General features: G+C 68.7%; 13 protein-coding genes. All 13 read left to right on the forward strand.

Annotation, left to right across the window (positions count from 1 at the left end; translation table 11 throughout):
- The first annotated feature begins 120 nt into the window (after positions 1-120).
- Genes AC1DWR_RS05655 through AC1DWR_RS05715 form a run of 13 tightly spaced genes read left to right on the forward strand, consistent with a single transcriptional unit; the run spans position 121 to position 14,557 of the window.
- Positions 121-483 carry an NADH-quinone oxidoreductase subunit A gene (locus tag AC1DWR_RS05655; RefSeq protein ID WP_477613719.1) on the forward strand — a complete coding sequence of 121 codons (363 nt, stop codon included), beginning with the start codon at positions 121-123 and terminating at the stop codon, positions 481-483.
- Positions 484-503: 20 nt separating this feature from the next.
- The gene (locus AC1DWR_RS05660) at positions 504-1,133 is read left to right on the forward strand and encodes a NuoB/complex I 20 kDa subunit family protein (protein ID WP_477623838.1); all 630 of its coding nucleotides are present in this window, start codon (positions 504-506) and stop codon (positions 1,131-1,133) included.
- On the forward strand, positions 1,130-1,930 hold the full coding sequence (locus tag AC1DWR_RS05665; RefSeq protein WP_477623839.1) for an NADH-quinone oxidoreductase subunit C: 801 nt from the start codon (positions 1,130-1,132) through the stop codon (positions 1,928-1,930). Before AC1DWR_RS05660 ends, AC1DWR_RS05665 begins: the two co-directional genes overlap by 4 nt.
- Positions 1,930-3,291 (forward strand): NADH-quinone oxidoreductase subunit D, encoded by a 1,362-nt coding sequence (locus AC1DWR_RS05670; RefSeq protein WP_477613716.1) that lies wholly within the window; start codon positions 1,930-1,932, stop codon positions 3,289-3,291. Before AC1DWR_RS05665 ends, AC1DWR_RS05670 begins: the two co-directional genes overlap by 1 nt.
- Positions 3,291-4,208, forward strand: a complete 918-nt coding sequence (nuoE, locus tag AC1DWR_RS05675; RefSeq protein WP_477623840.1) for an NADH-quinone oxidoreductase subunit NuoE — start codon at positions 3,291-3,293, stop codon at positions 4,206-4,208. Before AC1DWR_RS05670 ends, nuoE begins: the two co-directional genes overlap by 1 nt.
- Positions 4,205-5,518 (forward strand): NADH-quinone oxidoreductase subunit NuoF, encoded by a 1,314-nt coding sequence (gene nuoF, locus AC1DWR_RS05680; RefSeq protein WP_477613714.1) that lies wholly within the window; start codon positions 4,205-4,207, stop codon positions 5,516-5,518. The genes nuoE and nuoF overlap by 4 nt, the downstream gene beginning before the upstream one ends.
- Entirely contained in the window at positions 5,515-8,010 is a 2,496-nt protein-coding gene (locus AC1DWR_RS05685) for an NADH-quinone oxidoreductase subunit G (RefSeq protein WP_477623841.1), read from the forward strand. The genes nuoF and AC1DWR_RS05685 overlap by 4 nt, the downstream gene beginning before the upstream one ends.
- 35 nt (positions 8,011-8,045) lie before the next feature.
- The gene (gene nuoH, locus AC1DWR_RS05690; protein ID WP_477613911.1) at positions 8,046-9,413 is read left to right on the forward strand and encodes an NADH-quinone oxidoreductase subunit NuoH; all 1,368 of its coding nucleotides are present in this window, start codon (positions 8,046-8,048) and stop codon (positions 9,411-9,413) included.
- Positions 9,406-10,014, forward strand: a complete 609-nt coding sequence (gene nuoI / locus AC1DWR_RS05695; RefSeq protein ID WP_477613712.1) for an NADH-quinone oxidoreductase subunit NuoI — start codon at positions 9,406-9,408, stop codon at positions 10,012-10,014. The genes nuoH and nuoI overlap by 8 nt, the downstream gene beginning before the upstream one ends.
- The gene (locus AC1DWR_RS05700; RefSeq protein ID WP_477623842.1) at positions 10,011-10,781 is read left to right on the forward strand and encodes an NADH-quinone oxidoreductase subunit J; all 771 of its coding nucleotides are present in this window, start codon (positions 10,011-10,013) and stop codon (positions 10,779-10,781) included. The genes nuoI and AC1DWR_RS05700 overlap by 4 nt, the downstream gene beginning before the upstream one ends.
- Positions 10,778-11,077, forward strand: a complete 300-nt coding sequence (gene nuoK, locus AC1DWR_RS05705) for an NADH-quinone oxidoreductase subunit NuoK (RefSeq protein WP_140741957.1) — start codon at positions 10,778-10,780, stop codon at positions 11,075-11,077. Before AC1DWR_RS05700 ends, nuoK begins: the two co-directional genes overlap by 4 nt.
- Positions 11,078-11,090: 13 nt before the next feature.
- Positions 11,091-13,028 carry an NADH-quinone oxidoreductase subunit L gene (gene nuoL / locus AC1DWR_RS05710; RefSeq protein ID WP_477623843.1) on the forward strand — a complete coding sequence of 646 codons (1,938 nt, stop codon included), beginning with the start codon at positions 11,091-11,093 and terminating at the stop codon, positions 13,026-13,028.
- Entirely contained in the window at positions 13,028-14,557 is a 1,530-nt protein-coding gene (locus tag AC1DWR_RS05715) for an NADH-quinone oxidoreductase subunit M (protein WP_477623844.1), read from the forward strand. The genes nuoL and AC1DWR_RS05715 overlap by 1 nt, the downstream gene beginning before the upstream one ends.
- Positions 14,558-14,563: the final 6 nt, after the last annotated feature.

A 14,563-nucleotide genomic window follows, 5' to 3' on the forward strand; every position in this document is an offset into this window, starting at 1 on the left:
CTCTGGCGGCGCCCCTAGGATTGGGCCGCACCGCAAGGATGTGACCGGTGCCACAGTCGGCAGGGACGACGACGGCAGCACCCACGGCAGTAGCAACCACAGAAAGGGAGTGGCACGGCGATGAGCAACCCCTACGTCCCGTTGCTTTTCCTGTTGGCCATCGGTGGCGGCTTCGCCGTCTTCTCGGTCGGCGCCGCGGCCGTCTCGGGCCCCAAGCGCTACAACCGCGCCAAGCTGGACGCCTACGAGTGCGGCATCGAGCCGACCCCCCACGCCGTCGGCGGTGGACGCGTGCCGATCAAGTACTACCTGACCGCAATGCTCTTCATCATCTTCGACATCGAGTCGGTGTTCCTCTACCCGTTCGCGGTGGCCTTCAACCAGCTCGGCCTGTTCGCGCTCGTGGAGATGGTGCTGTTCATCCTGACCGTGTTCGTGGCCTACGCGTACGTGTGGCGCCGCGGCGGCCTCGAGTGGGACTGACGAGGGACTAGGACCAACCAATGGGAATCGAAGAGAAGCTGCCCGCCGGCTTCCTGCTGACCACGGTCGAGCAGGTCGCCGGCTACATGCGCAAGAGCTCGGTCTGGCCGGCCACGTTCGGCCTCGCCTGCTGCGCCATCGAGATGATGGCCGTCGGCACACCCGACTACGACATCGCCCGGTTCGGGATGGAGCGGTTCTCCGCGACGCCGCGCCAGGCCGACCTGATGATCGTCGCCGGTCGCGTGAGCCAGAAGATGGCACCCGTCGTCCGCCAGGTCTACGACCAGATGCCCGAGCCCAAGTGGGTCATCTCGATGGGCGTCTGCGCGAGCTCCGGCGGCATGTTCAACAACTACGCGATCGTGCAGGGCGTCGACCACATCATCCCCGTCGACGTCTACCTGCCCGGCTGTCCGCCCCGCCCCGAGATGCTGCTCAACGCGATCATCACGCTGCACGAGCAGATCCAGAACTCCAAGCTGGGCGTCAACCGCGTGGCCGCCGCGCGTGCTGCTGAGGCGGCTGCGCTGTCCGCTACGCCGACCCACCAGATGACCGGCCTGCTCGCCCAGGGCGCCGGCAGCGGCCACACCCACGCGCACGGCCACCTGCACGGGACCGACGTGACGCAGGGCGGTGTCGCATGAGCGAAGAGAAGAAGGACGCTCCCGACCAGCCGGCCCCCGAAGCGGCTGCGGCCACGATCGGCGTCCAGCCCGGCGAGGTCGTCGACCGCGCGGACGACGAGCGCCTGCCTGCCGCCCCCGGCACCACTCCCGACCCCGTCGTCGTCGGCGAGCGCCGCGGCATGTTCGGCGCGACCGACACCGGTGACACCACCGGCTACGGCGGCATGGTCAGCCCGATCCTGTTCCCCGGTGCGGCGGTCCGTCCCTACGGCAGCTACTTCGACACCATCGCCGACCAGCTCGAGCGTGGCCTGAACGGCGGCACCGCCTCCTATGCCGAGGCCGTCGAGCGGGTCGTCGTCGACCGCGGCGAGATGACCCTCTTCGTCCGACGCGAGCACCTGCCGGCCGTCGCCCGCTCCCTGCGCGACGACCCGTCGCTGCGCTTCGAGATGTGCACGGGCGTCTCCGGTGTGCACTACCCGCACGAGTCCGGTCGCGAGCTGCACGCCGTCTACCACTTCCTGTCCATCACCCACGGCGGTCGCCGGGTCCGCGTCGAGGTCACCGCACCCGACGACGACCCGCACATCCCGTCGATCGTCGAGATCTACCCGGCGAACGACTGGCACGAGCGCGAGACCTGGGACATGTTCGGCATCAAGTTCGACGGTCACCCGTCACTCACCCGCATCCTCATGCCCGACGACTGGCCGGGCCACCCGCAGCGGAAGGACTACCCCCTCGGCGGCATCCCCGTCGAGTACAAGGGCGCCACCGTCCCGCCGCCGGACCAGCGGAGGTCTTACAGCTGATGACTGCCAACTCACTCAAGGACAAGGACATCTACGCCACCTCGGGCGCGGACGCGGCGGCCTCAGCGGGTGCGCACGTCTTCAACGCCACCGGTGGCGACTGGGACCAGCTGGTCGACGAGGCGGCGGCCCTCCACGAGGAGCGGATCGTCGTCAACATGGGTCCGCAGCACCCGTCGACGCACGGCGTGCTCCGCCTCATCCTCGAGCTCGACGGCGAGACGGTGACCGAGACCCGCGCGGGGATCGGCTACCTGCACACCGGCATCGAGAAGAACATGGAGTTCCGCACCTGGACCCAGGGCGTGACGTTCTGCACCCGCATGGACTACCTCACGCCGTTCTTCAACGAGGCCGTGTTCTGCCTCGGGGTCGAGAAGCTGCTCGGCATCACCGACCAGATCCCCGAGCGCGCCAGCGTCATCCGGGTCCTCATGATGGAGCTCAACCGGATCACCTCCCACCTCGTCGCCCTGGCGACCGGTGGCATGGAGATGGGTGCCACCACCGTCATGACGGTCGGGTTCCGCGAGCGCGAGCGGATCCTGTCGATCTTCGAGATGGTCACCGGCCTGCGCATGAACAACGCGTTCATCCGTCCCGGCGGTGTCGCCCAAGACCTGCCGCCTGGCGCCATCGACAAGGTGCGCGACACGATTCCGTTGGTGCGCAAGGGACTTGGCGAGCTGGAGCTCCTGCTCAACGAGAACCCCATCCTCAAGGGCCGCACCGTCGACGTCGGCTACCTCGACCTGTCGGGCTGCATGGCGCTGGGCATCACGGGCCCGATGCTGCGTTCGACCGGTCTGCCCCACGACCTGCGCAAGCTGGACCCCTACTGCGGCTACGAGACCTACGACTTCGAGGTCATCACGCGCACGGAGTCCGACGCCTACGCCCGGCTGCGGATCCGCATCGACGAGATGTACGAGTCCCTCAAGATCGCCGAGCAGTGCATCGACCGGCTCCAGTCCGAGGCCGGCCCGGTCATGGTCGAGGACAAGAAGATCGCCTGGCCCGCACAGCTGGCCATCGGCGGCGACGGCATGGGCAACAGCCTCGACCACATCCGCGAGATCATGGGCACCTCGATGGAGTCCCTCATTCACCACTTCAAGCTGGTGACCGAGGGCTTCCGGGTCCCCCCGGGCCAGGCGTATGCCGCGGTGGAGAGCCCCAAGGGCGAGCTCGGCTGCCACGTGGTGTCCGACGGCGGCACGCGCCCCTACCGCGCGCACTTCCGCGACCCGTCGTTCAACAACCTTCAGGCCACGGCCGTGATGTGCGAAGGCAGCCAGATCGCCGACGTCATCGTCGCCGTCGCCTCGATCGACCCCGTCATGGGAGGCGTGGACCGCTGATGGAGCACTACGGGATCCAGACGGCGGCAGGGCACCTGACCGTCGCTCCAGAGTCCAAGGAGCCGTATGCCGCCGACGTGCTGGCCGGTCTCCACGAGGACGCTGCGCTGGTCGTCGCGAAGTACCCGCAGAAGCGTTCGGCGCTGCTGCCGCTGCTGCACCTCGTGCAGTCGGTCGACGGCTACGTCACGGGTCGGGGCATCGACTTCTGCGCCGAGGTCCTCGACCTGAGCACCGCCGAGGTCTCGGGTGTCGCGACGTTCTACACGCAGTACAAGCGGCACCCCAACGGCGAGTACACCGTCGGCATCTGCACCAACACCCTCTGCGCGATCATGGGCGGTGACCAGATCTGGGACGAGGTCTCCGAGCACCTCGGCATCGGCCATGACGAGACGACGCCGGACGGCAAAGTCACCCTCGAGCGGGTCGAGTGCAACGCGGCCTGCGACTTCGCCCCGGTGGTGATGGCCAACTGGGAGTTCTTCGACAACCAGACTCCCGAGTCGACCAAGCAGCTGGTGGACGACCTGCGCTCCGGCAAGGACGTCAAGCCCAGCCGCGGCCCCGACAAAGTGTGTTCCTTCAAGCAGGTCTCGCGCGTCCTCGCCGGTTTCCACGACGGGCTCGCGGATGAGGGCGTGGGCGCCGGGCCCGCATCGCTGGAGGGCCTGAGGATCGCCAACGAGCGCGGCTGGACCGCGCCGGACGGTGACGCCGGCGAGGCCGGCGAGGCCGGCGAGGCCCGAGAGGCGCCCAAGGAGGAGCACGCCCCCGAGGCGACGTCCGACGAGGTGGCGCCGGGACGGCATACCTCCACCGACTCGACGGCCAACGAGCCCGACGAGGTGGTCGACGACAAGCCGGCCACCCTCTTCGACGAGACCACCAAGGCAGATGGAAAGGACGAGGCATGAGCACCACGCTGACCCCGATCCTCACGAAGTTCTGGGATGACCCCCAGTCGTGGACGCTCGAGACCTACGAGCGCAACGAGGGCTACCAGGCGCTGAAGAAGGCGCTCGGCATGAAGCCCGCCGACCTCGTCCAGATGACCAAGGACTCCGGCCTGCGCGGCCGTGGCGGCGCAGGCTTCCCGACCGGCATGAAGTGGGGCTTCCTGCCCCCGCCGGACGGCGGCCCCCGCTACCTCGTGGTCAACGCCGACGAGTCCGAGCCGGGCACCTGCAAGGACATCCCGCTGATGATGGCGGCGCCGCAGTTCCTCATCGAGGGCGTGGCGATCACGTCGTTCGCGATCGGCTGCAACCACGCCTTCATCTACCTGCGCGGCGAGGTCGTGCACGTCTACCGCCGCCTGCTGCGCGCGGTGGAGGAGGCGTATGCCGCGGGCTACCTCGGCAAGAACATCCAGGGTTCGGGGTTCGACCTCGACGTGACCGTGCACGCCGGTGCCGGTGCCTACATCTGTGGCGAGGAGACTGCGCTGCTCGACAGCCTCGAGGGCCGTCGCGGCCAACCGCGCCTCAAGCCGCCGTTCCCGGCCGTGGCGGGTCTCTACGCCCGCCCGACCGTGGTCAACAACGTCGAGTCGATCGCCTCGGTGCCGCCGATCCTGCTCCACGGCGCGGACTGGTTCTCGGGCATGGGCACGGAGAAGTCGCAGGGCTTCGGCATCTTCAGCCTCTCCGGCCACGTCAAGCGTCCCGGCCAGTACGAAGCACCGCTCGGCATCACGCTGCGCGAGCTGCTCGACCTGGCCGGTGGCATGCGCGACCCCAACAAGAAGCTCAAGTTCTGGACGCCGGGTGGTTCGTCCACGCCGTTGTTCACCGACGAGCACCTCGACACCCCGCTCGACTTCGAGTCAGTGGCCGCCGCCGGCTCGATGCTCGGCACCAGGGCCCTGCAGATCTTCGACGAGACGACCTGCGTGGTCCGGGCGGTCGACCGCTGGACCGACTTCTACAAGCACGAGTCCTGTGGCAAGTGCACCCCGTGCCGTGAGGGCACCTGGTGGCTCAAGCAGATCCTCGGCCGGCTCGAGCACGGACAGGGGTCCGAGGAGGACCTCGAGAAGCTGCTCGACATCTGTGACAACATCCTCGGCCGCAGCTTCTGCGCGCTGGGTGACGGCGCGACCAGCCCGATCACCAGCAGCATCCAGTACTTCCGCGAGGAGTACCTCGCCCACCTGACGCACGGCGGCTGCCCGTTCGACCCACGAGACTCCACCCTGTTCGCAAAGGATGCGGTGTCCGCATGAGCGTGACCACGAGCCCCAGCGCCGGCGGCAACGCCGTCAGCACCGGGGGCAACGCCTCGGCACCCCCGGCCGCCGACCTGGTGACCCTCACCATCGACGGTGTCTCGGTGTCGGTCCCCAAGAACACGCTGGTGATCCGGGCCGCCGAGGAGGTCGGCGTCGAGATCCCGCGGTTCTGCGACCACCCGCTCCTCGAGCCGGTCGGCGCCTGCCGCCAGTGCCTCGTCGACATCGCCACCCCCGGTCCGGACGGCACCCTCCGACCGATGCCCAAGCCGCAGGCCTCCTGCACCATCACGGCCACCGAGGGCATGGAGGTCAAGACCCAGATGACCTCCCCGGTCGCCGACAAGGCGCAGCAGGGCGTGATGGAGCTGCTGCTCATCAACCACCCGCTCGACTGCCCGGTCTGCGACAAGGGTGGCGAGTGCCCCCTGCAGAACCAGGCCATGAGCAACGGTCGCGCGAAGTCCCGTTTCGAGGACGTCAAGCGCACCTATCCCAAGCCGATCAACATCTCCTCGCAGGTGCTGCTCGACCGCGAACGCTGTGTCCTGTGCGCCCGCTGCACCCGCTTCTCCGACCAGATCGCGGGTGACCCGTTCATCGCCCTGGTCGAACGCGGTGCCCTCCAGCAGGTCGGCATCTACGAGGAGCAGCCGTTCGAGTCCTACTTCTCGGGCAACACCGTCCAGATCTGCCCCGTGGGCGCGCTGACCGGTGCTGCCTACCGCTTCCGCAGCCGCCCGTTCGACCTGATGTCGACCAAGAGCGTCTGTGAGCACTGCGCGTCCGGCTGCTCGATCCGCACCGACCACCGCCGCGGTGCGGTGCTGCGGCGGATGGCCATCAACGACGTGGCGGTCAACGAGGAGTGGAACTGCGACAAGGGTCGCTGGGCCTTCCAGTACGCCAGCACCGGCGACAGGTTCGACTACCCGATGGTGCGCGACCAGGACGGCGAGCTGCAGGTCGCCTCGTGGCCCGAGGCGCTGGCCGCCGCTGCCGCAGGACTGCGCGCCTCCAAGGGTGTCGGGGTGCTGACCGGTGGACGCCTGTCCGTCGAGGACGCCTACGCCTACGGCAAGTTCGCCCGCGCCGTGCTCGCGACCAACGACATCGACTTCCGTGCCCGCCCGCACTCGGCGGAGGAGGCCGACTTCCTCGCGTCCACGGTGGTCGCCACCGGTCCGGAGGGCGACGCGGTCACCTACGCCGACCTCGAGGCCGCCAAGACCGTCGTCCTGGTCGGCTTCGAGCCCGAGGAGGAGAGCCCGATCGTCTTCCTGCGGCTGCGCAAGGCAGTGCGCCGCACCAAGACGGCCGTGTATGCCGTGGCGCCCTTCGAGACGCGCGGCCTCACCAAGCTGAACGGCACCCTCATCCCGGCCGCACCGGGCACCGAGGCCGAGGTGCTGCGTGCCCTGGCCGACGGGGTCACCGGTGACGGGGCAGCCGCACGCGCGGCCCAGGCCCTCGAGCAGCCGGGCGCCATCGTGATCGTGGGCGAGCGCCTCGCCACCGTCCCCGGCGCACTGTCAGCGGCAGCCGCGCTGGCCACGTCGGACAACGTCCGCCTGGCCTGGGTGCCGCGTCGGGCCGGTGAGCGCGGCGCGCTCGAGGCCGGCGCGTTGCCGACCATGCTGCCCGGCGGCCGCCTGGTCGCCGACGCAGCCGCTCGTGAGCGGGTCGCCGAACTGTGGGACGTCGTCGGCCTCCCGGACGTGCCCGGCCGCGACGGTGCCGGCATCCTCCGAGCCGCCACGACCGGCTCGGTCAACGCCTTGGTCGTCGGTGGCGTGGATGCAGCCGACCTGGCCAGCCCGCACACCGAGGAAGCCCTCGCCAAGACCTTCGTGGTCTCGCTCGACTTCCGGCCCTCGTCGGTGACCGCCGTGGCCGACGTCGTGCTCCCGGTCGCTCCGCACGCGGAGAAGGGCGGGACGTTCGTCGACTGGGAGGGACGTCCGCGGGCCTTCGAGGCTGCGCTGGACAGCGCCGCCCAGTCCGACTTCCGCGTCCTGGACATGCTCGCCTCCGAGATGGGTGCCTTCCTGGGCACCCGCACGCTCGGGGAGATCCGCCGCGAGATGACGGCACTCGGCCCGGCGACGGGCGAGCGCGCCGCTGCCCCGTCGGTGCAGGTCGGCGACCTGCCGAGTGCAGGGGCGGGCGAGCTCGTGCTGGCGACCTGGCACCACCTGCTCGACCGTGGTTCGCTGCAGGACGGCGAGCCGTTCCTCGCAGGCACGGCTGCCAAGGCGTTCGCCCGCGTGTCCGCCGCGACCGCCGAGTCCTTCGACCTCGTCGACGGCGACACGGTCACCGTGTCCACCGCCGCCGGCTCGGTGTCGGCGCCGGTCGCGGTCACCGCAGGCATGGTCGACCACGTCGTCTGGCTGCCGACCAACTCCGACGGCTCCACCGTCCGTGCCGCCCTGGGGGCGGTCGCCGGTGACGTCGTGACCCTCACGAAGGGAGGCGCCCAGTGAGCACCCTGACGTATGCCGCGGACGCCGTCGCCGGCATACCGCACCTCGCGGTCGGGCTCGGGGCCTCGGCGCCCTTCGCCGACAACCCGAGCGCGGACTTCAGCGACACCCCGTGGTGGCTGCACCTGGTGAAGGCGCTGCTCGTCTTCGTCTTCCTGCTGGTCAACACCCTCGTCGTCATCTGGTTCGAGCGCCGCGTGATCGGCCGGATGCAACAGCGTCCGGGCCCCAACCGCACCGGGCCGTTCGGCCTGCTGCAGACCCTCGCCGACGGCGTGAAGCTGGCCCTCAAGGAGGACCTCACGCCCAAGAACGCCGACAAGGTCGTCTTCGCGCTGGCCCCCGCCATCGCGGGTGCGATGGCCTTCGTGTCGTTCGCGATCATCCCCATGGGGCCGACCGTCTCGATGTTCGGTCACCGGACTCCGTTGCAGCTGACCGACATCCCCGTTGCCGTGCTGCTGGTGCTCGCGGTGGCCGGTGTCGGGGTCTACGGCATCGTGCTGGCCGGCTGGTCCTCGGGCTCGACCTACCCGCTGCTCGGTGGGCTGCGCTCCACGGCCCAGGTCATCTCCTACGAGATCGCCATGGGCCTGTCGCTCGTCGCGGTCTTCCTCTACAGCGGGTCGATGTCGACCTCGCAGATCGTCGGTGCCCAGAAGAGCCTCTGGTACATCCTGCCGCTGGTGCCCAGCTTCCTGGTCTACGTCGTCACCATGGTCGGCGAGACCAACCGTCTGCCGTTCGACCTCGCCGAGGGCGAGGGCGAGCTGACCGGTGGCTTCCACACCGAGTACTCGTCGCTGAAGTTCGCCATGTTCTTCCTCGGTGAGTACGTCAACATGTTCACCGTCTCGGCCCTGGCCACGACGATGTTCCTCGGGGGCTGGATGGCCCCTCCCGGCATCGCCGCCATCAACGACGGCATGTTCAACCACGGCTGGTGGGGCCTGCTCTGGTTCGTCATCAAGCTCTGGCTCTTCATGTTCTTCTTCGTCTGGCTGCGCGGCTCGCTGCCCCGTGTCCGCTACGACCAGTTCATGCGGTTCGGCTGGAAGTTCCTCATCCCCGTCACGCTCACCTGGGTGGTGGTCGCTTCGTTCATGAAGGCCAGCCAGCTCGGCTTCATCCACGGGCCGAGCGTCACCTTCCGCGGCCGGGAGTTCCCCGTCCTCAGCATCGCCTTCGTCGTCATCCTCGCCGGGGCGGTCCTGGTCATCGCCTGGCTGCGCGACAACCGCAAGATCGAACAGGACGCCATCCGCAACATGCCCCCGCCGGAGGAGATCGACCCCTTCGCCGGCGGCTACCCGGTGCCCCCGCTGCCCGGGCAGCGGCTCAAGGAGCCGTCGCTCGCGATCGGCGAGCGCGCCACCGACAAGGAGGAGGCCACTCGTGGCTGACGACCAGAAGAAGCCCGGGTTCCTCGCGGACCTCTTCGCTCCCGTCGGCGGGTTCGGCGTCACGTTCGCCACGATGTTCCGCAAGCTGGAGACCGAGGAGTACCCCGAGGAGAAGCGGCCGACCCAGCCGCGGTTCCACGGACGTCACCAGCTCAACCGGCACGCCGACGGGCTCGAGAAGTGCGTCGGGTGCGAGCTGTGCGCCTGGGCCTGCCCGGCTGACGCGATCCTCGTCGAAGGCGCCTCGAACGACGACTCCGAAGGCGGCTCCGGCCGGTTCTCCCCCGGTGAGCGTTACGGCCGCGTCTACCAGATCAACTACCTGCGCTGCATCTTCTGCGGGCTGTGCATCGAGGCCTGCCCAACCCGGGCGCTGACGATGACCAACTTCTACGAGCTGGCCGACAACAACCGTGCCGACCTCATCTTCACGAAGGAGCAGCTGCTCGCGCCGCTCTCCGAGGGCATGCTCCCGGCTCCGCACCCGATGGTCGAGGGCCTCGAGGAGCGCGACTACTACCTGGGCAAGGTGGCCCGCGCCACGCCCGACCAGGAGGAGTGGGCGGCAGCACACGCCGCCGAGGGTGGTGAGTCCGCATGACCAGCCTCGGTGAGCAGATCATGTTCTGGGTCCTCGCGCCGATCAGCGTGCTCGGCGCACTCGGCCTGATCTTTGCCAAGAAGGCCGTCCACGCCGCGCTCGGCATGGCTCTGGTGATGATCAACCTCGGCATCTTCTACATCGCGGAGGAGGCGGAGTTCCTCGGCATCATCCAGATCTTCGTCTACACCGGCGCGGTCATGATGCTGTTCCTCTTCGTGCTGATGCTCGTCGGTGTCGACTCCTCGGACTCCCTCGTCGAGACCCTCAAGGGCCAGAAGTGGGCGAGCCTCCTGCTCGCGTTCGGACTGGCCGGCCTGCTCTTCACCGCCATCGGCCGGGCCGAGTTCGGACCGATGAAGGGCCTGTCAGGCGTCAACGACAGCACGGGCAACGTCTCGGGCGTCGCGGACCTGATCTTCGGCAAGTACGTCTGGACGTTCGAGATCACGTCGGCCCTGCTCATCACGGCCGCCCTGGGTGCCATGGTGCTGGCCCACCGCGAGCGCATCGGCACCAAGCCCAGCCAGCGCGCGTGGTCCGAGCGCCGCGTCCTCGAGAACCGCAACGTCGCAGGCCTTCCTGCTCCGGGTGTCTACGCCCGCAGCAACGCGGTCGACACCCCGGCGCTGCTGCCCGACGGGTCGCCGAGCGAGCTGTCCGTGTCGCGGGTGCTCACCGCCCGTGAGCAGAACGTCGCGCCTGCACGCCACATCGAGTTCGAACACGACACGGAGCACGAGATCGAGGAGGGCTCGCAGCGATGAACCTCGTCAACTACATCTACCTCGCGACCCTGCTGTTCGCGATCGGTGGTGCGGCAGTCCTCATGCGGCGCAACGCCATCATCGTGTTCATGGGTGTCGAGCTGATGCTCAACTCGACCAACCTGATGTTCGTGACGTTCTCCCGGATGCGCGGCAACCTCGACGGCCAGGTGATCGCCCTGTTCGTCATGGTGGTCGCCGCTGCCGAGGTCGTCGTGGGCCTGGCCATCATCATGGCCATCTTCCGTGCCCGCCGGTCGGCCTCGGTCGACGACGCCAACCTGCTGAAGCTGTAGAAGGAGCCACCAGGTGACCTCCCTCGCCCACCTCGCCGCCGCTGATGGGGCCGCAACAGCGGCCACCGGCGTCACGGCATACGCCTGGCTCTTGGTAGCCCTTCCGCTGCTCGGTGCTGCCGTGCTGCTGTTCGGTGGCCGCGCCACCGACAAGTGGGGGCCGCTGTTCGCCGTCGCGATGTCGTGGGCGGCCTTCGTCGTCGGCCTCGTCGTCTGGATCTCGATGCTCGGTCGCGGTGCCGAGGAGCGGGCCGCGCACCTGCACCTGTTCAACTGGGTGCCGGCGGGGTCGTTCAACCTGGACGCAGGGATGCTCGTCGACCAGCTGTCGGTGACCTTCGTGCTGCTGGTGACCTTCGTCGGGTCGCTGATCCACGTGTACTCGCTCGGCTACATGGATCACGACCCCGACAAGCGCCGGTTCTTCGCCTACCTCAACCTGTTCGTGGCCGCGATGCTGCTGCTGGTGCTGGCCGACTCCTACCTGCTGCTCTACGTTGGCTGGGAAGGCGTGGGTCTGGCGTCCTACCTGCTCATCGGGTTCTGGAACCACAACCCGACCTACGCCACCGCCGCCAACAAGGCGTTCGTGGTCAACCGCGTCGGTGACTTCGGCCTGTCCGTGGGGATCATGGTCATGTTCGCGGCCTTCGGCACGGTCACCTTCGCGGGCGTCCAGGAGGCCGCCAAGGGCGGTGCGGGCGAGGGCGTGCTCACGGCCATCGGCCTGCTGCTGCTGCTCGGTGCCTGCGGCAAGTCGGCTCAGTTCCCGCTGCAGAGCTGGCTCGGCGACGCCATGGCCGGCCCGACCCCGGTGTCCGCGCTGATCCACGCGGCGACCATGGTCACCGCCGGCGTCTACCTCGTGGTGCGCAGCAGCTTCATCTTCGACAACGCGCCCAACGCCCAGCTGGCGGTCGTCGCCGTGGGTGCCGTGACGCTGATCTTCGGAGCCATCGTCGGTTGCGCCAAGGACGACATCAAGAAGGCACTGGCTGCTTCGACCATGTCGCAGATCGGCTACATGATGCTCGCCGCCGGCCTCGGCCCGGTCGGCTACGCCTTCGCGATCTTCCACCTGCTGACCCACGGCTTCTTCAAGGCCGGCATGTTCCTCGGCGCAGGCTCGGTCATGCACGGCATGAACGACCAGGTCGACATGCGCCGCTTCGGTGGGCTGTCCGGCGCGATGAAGATCACCTGGCTGACCTTCGGGCTCGGCTGGCTCGCGATCCTCGGGGTGCCGCCGTTCTCGGGCTTCTGGTCCAAGGACAAGATCATCGAGGCGGCCTTCGTCGGCGAGGGCTGGCGGCCGTGGGTGTTCGGCGGTGCCGCTCTCATCGGTGCCGGCATCACGGCCTTCTACATGTCCCGCCTGTTCTTCATGACCTTCCACGGCAAGAAGCGCTGGACCGACGACGTGCACCCCCACGAGTCGCCCCTCACCATGACCGTCCCGATGATCGTGCTCGCGGTGGGCTCGGCCCTGCTCGGCCTCGTCCTGTCGATCGGCGGGACGTTCACCTCCTGGCTCGAGCCGGTGGTGGGGGCACACGAGGGGGAGGAGCCGGTCCTGCCGGTGTGGCTGCTCATGACGCTGACCCTGCTGCTGGTCGCCGGCGGCATCGCCCTCGCGTGGATGCGCTACTGGCGCGACGAGGTGCCGCACGCCCAGCCCGCGGGCTCGCTCGTCACCCGTGCCGCGCGCCGAGACCTCTACCAGGACGACGTCAACGAAGGAGTCTTCATGCGACCCGGTGTCCACCTGACCCGGGCGCTGGTCTTCGCCGACAACCGCGGCGTCGACGGCGCGGTCGGTGGTCTGGCCGCCCTCGTCGGTGGCACGTCCAGCCGCCTGCGTCGCCTCCAGAACGGCTTTGCACGCTCGTACGCCCTGACGATGCTCGCCGGCGTCGTCGTGATCCTCGGTGCCATGTGGGTGATCCAGTGATGACGAACTTCCCCTGGCTGACCGTGATCGGGCTGATCCCGCTCATCGGTGCTGCCGTCGTGGCCGGGCTCCCGGCCGGGCTGACCGACCGGGCCAAGCACGTCGCCCTGGGCTTCTCGCTGGTCACGCTGGTGTTCGGCATCGCCGCCGCGCTCCAGTTCGACAACGGTTCGGGCGCGCAGTTCCAGCTCACCGAGCAGCACGAGTGGATCCCGCAGTTCGGGGTGTCCTACGCGCTGGGCGTCGACGGCATCGCGCTCGTCATGATCCTGATGGCCCTGGTGCTGACCCCCGTCTGCATCCTGGCCGCCTGGCACGACGTGCCCGAGGGCGGCAAGCGCGAGAAGAACTACTTCGCGCTGATGCTGGTGCTGGCCACGTTCATGGTCGGGGTCTTCGCCGCCACCGACGTCTTCCTCTTCTACGTCTTCTTCGAGGCGATGCTCATCCCGGTGTACTTCCTGATCGGCTCCTTCGGGGGATCGCGCAGGCAGTATGCCGCCGTCAAGTTCCTGCTCTTCTCGCTCGCGGGTGGGCTGGTCATGCTGGTGGGCGTCATCGCGCTCTACCACTACGGCCCGGGTGGGTCCGACGGCTTCCTCGTGTCCAAGCTCACCGGCCTGTCGCTGGGTGCGACGCCGGAGCGGCTGATGTTCGTGGCGTTCTTCATCGCGTTCGCCGTCAAGGCTCCGATGTGGCCCGTTCACACCTGGCTGCCCGACGCCGCCACCGAGGCGCGCCCCGCGACAGCAGTGCTGCTCGTCGGCGTGCTCGACAAGGTCGGCACCTACGGGATGATCCGGTTCTGCCTCCAGCTGTTCCCTGAGGCGTCCAAGTGGGCGACCCCGGTGGTGCTGACGCTGGCGGTCATCTCGATCCTCTACGGTGCGCTGCTGGCGATCGGCCAGACCGACATCATGCGACTGATCGCCTACACCTCGATCAGCCACTTCGGCTTCATCGTCCTGGGCATCTTCGCCCTCACGAAGACCGGCGGGGCGGGTTCCACGCTCTACATGCTGAACCACGGGTTCTCGACGGCCGCCCTGTTCCTCATCGGAGCCATGCTGGTCGCCCGTCGGGGCAGCAAGCGGATCCCCGACTTCGGTGGCTGGCAACGGATCACGCCCGGACTGGCCGGTGTCTTCCTGGTGGCCGGCCTGTCGGGCCTGGCCCTGCCCGGACTGAGCTCGTTCATCTCCGAGATCATGGTGCTCGTCGGGACGTTCCAGCGTTACCCGGTCCCCGCGGTCATCGCGACGGCAGGCATCGTGCTGGCGGCGCTCTACATCCTGCTCATGTACAAGCGGATGATGACCGGTCCCCGGCCGGAGCTCGATGCGCCGGTCCGCGACATCACGGTGCGGGAGAAGCTCGTCGTGGCCCCACTCATCGCGGCGTTCCTGGTGCTCGGGTTCTACCCCAAGCCCGCCCTCGACATGCTCAACCCGGCGGTGACCGCCACGTTGAAGCACGTCGGCGTGACCGACCCGAACCCCACCTCCGCTGCTGACGGGAGCACGAAGTAATGCCCG

It is taken from the genome of Pedococcus sp. P2_E2 (assembly GCF_056403955.1).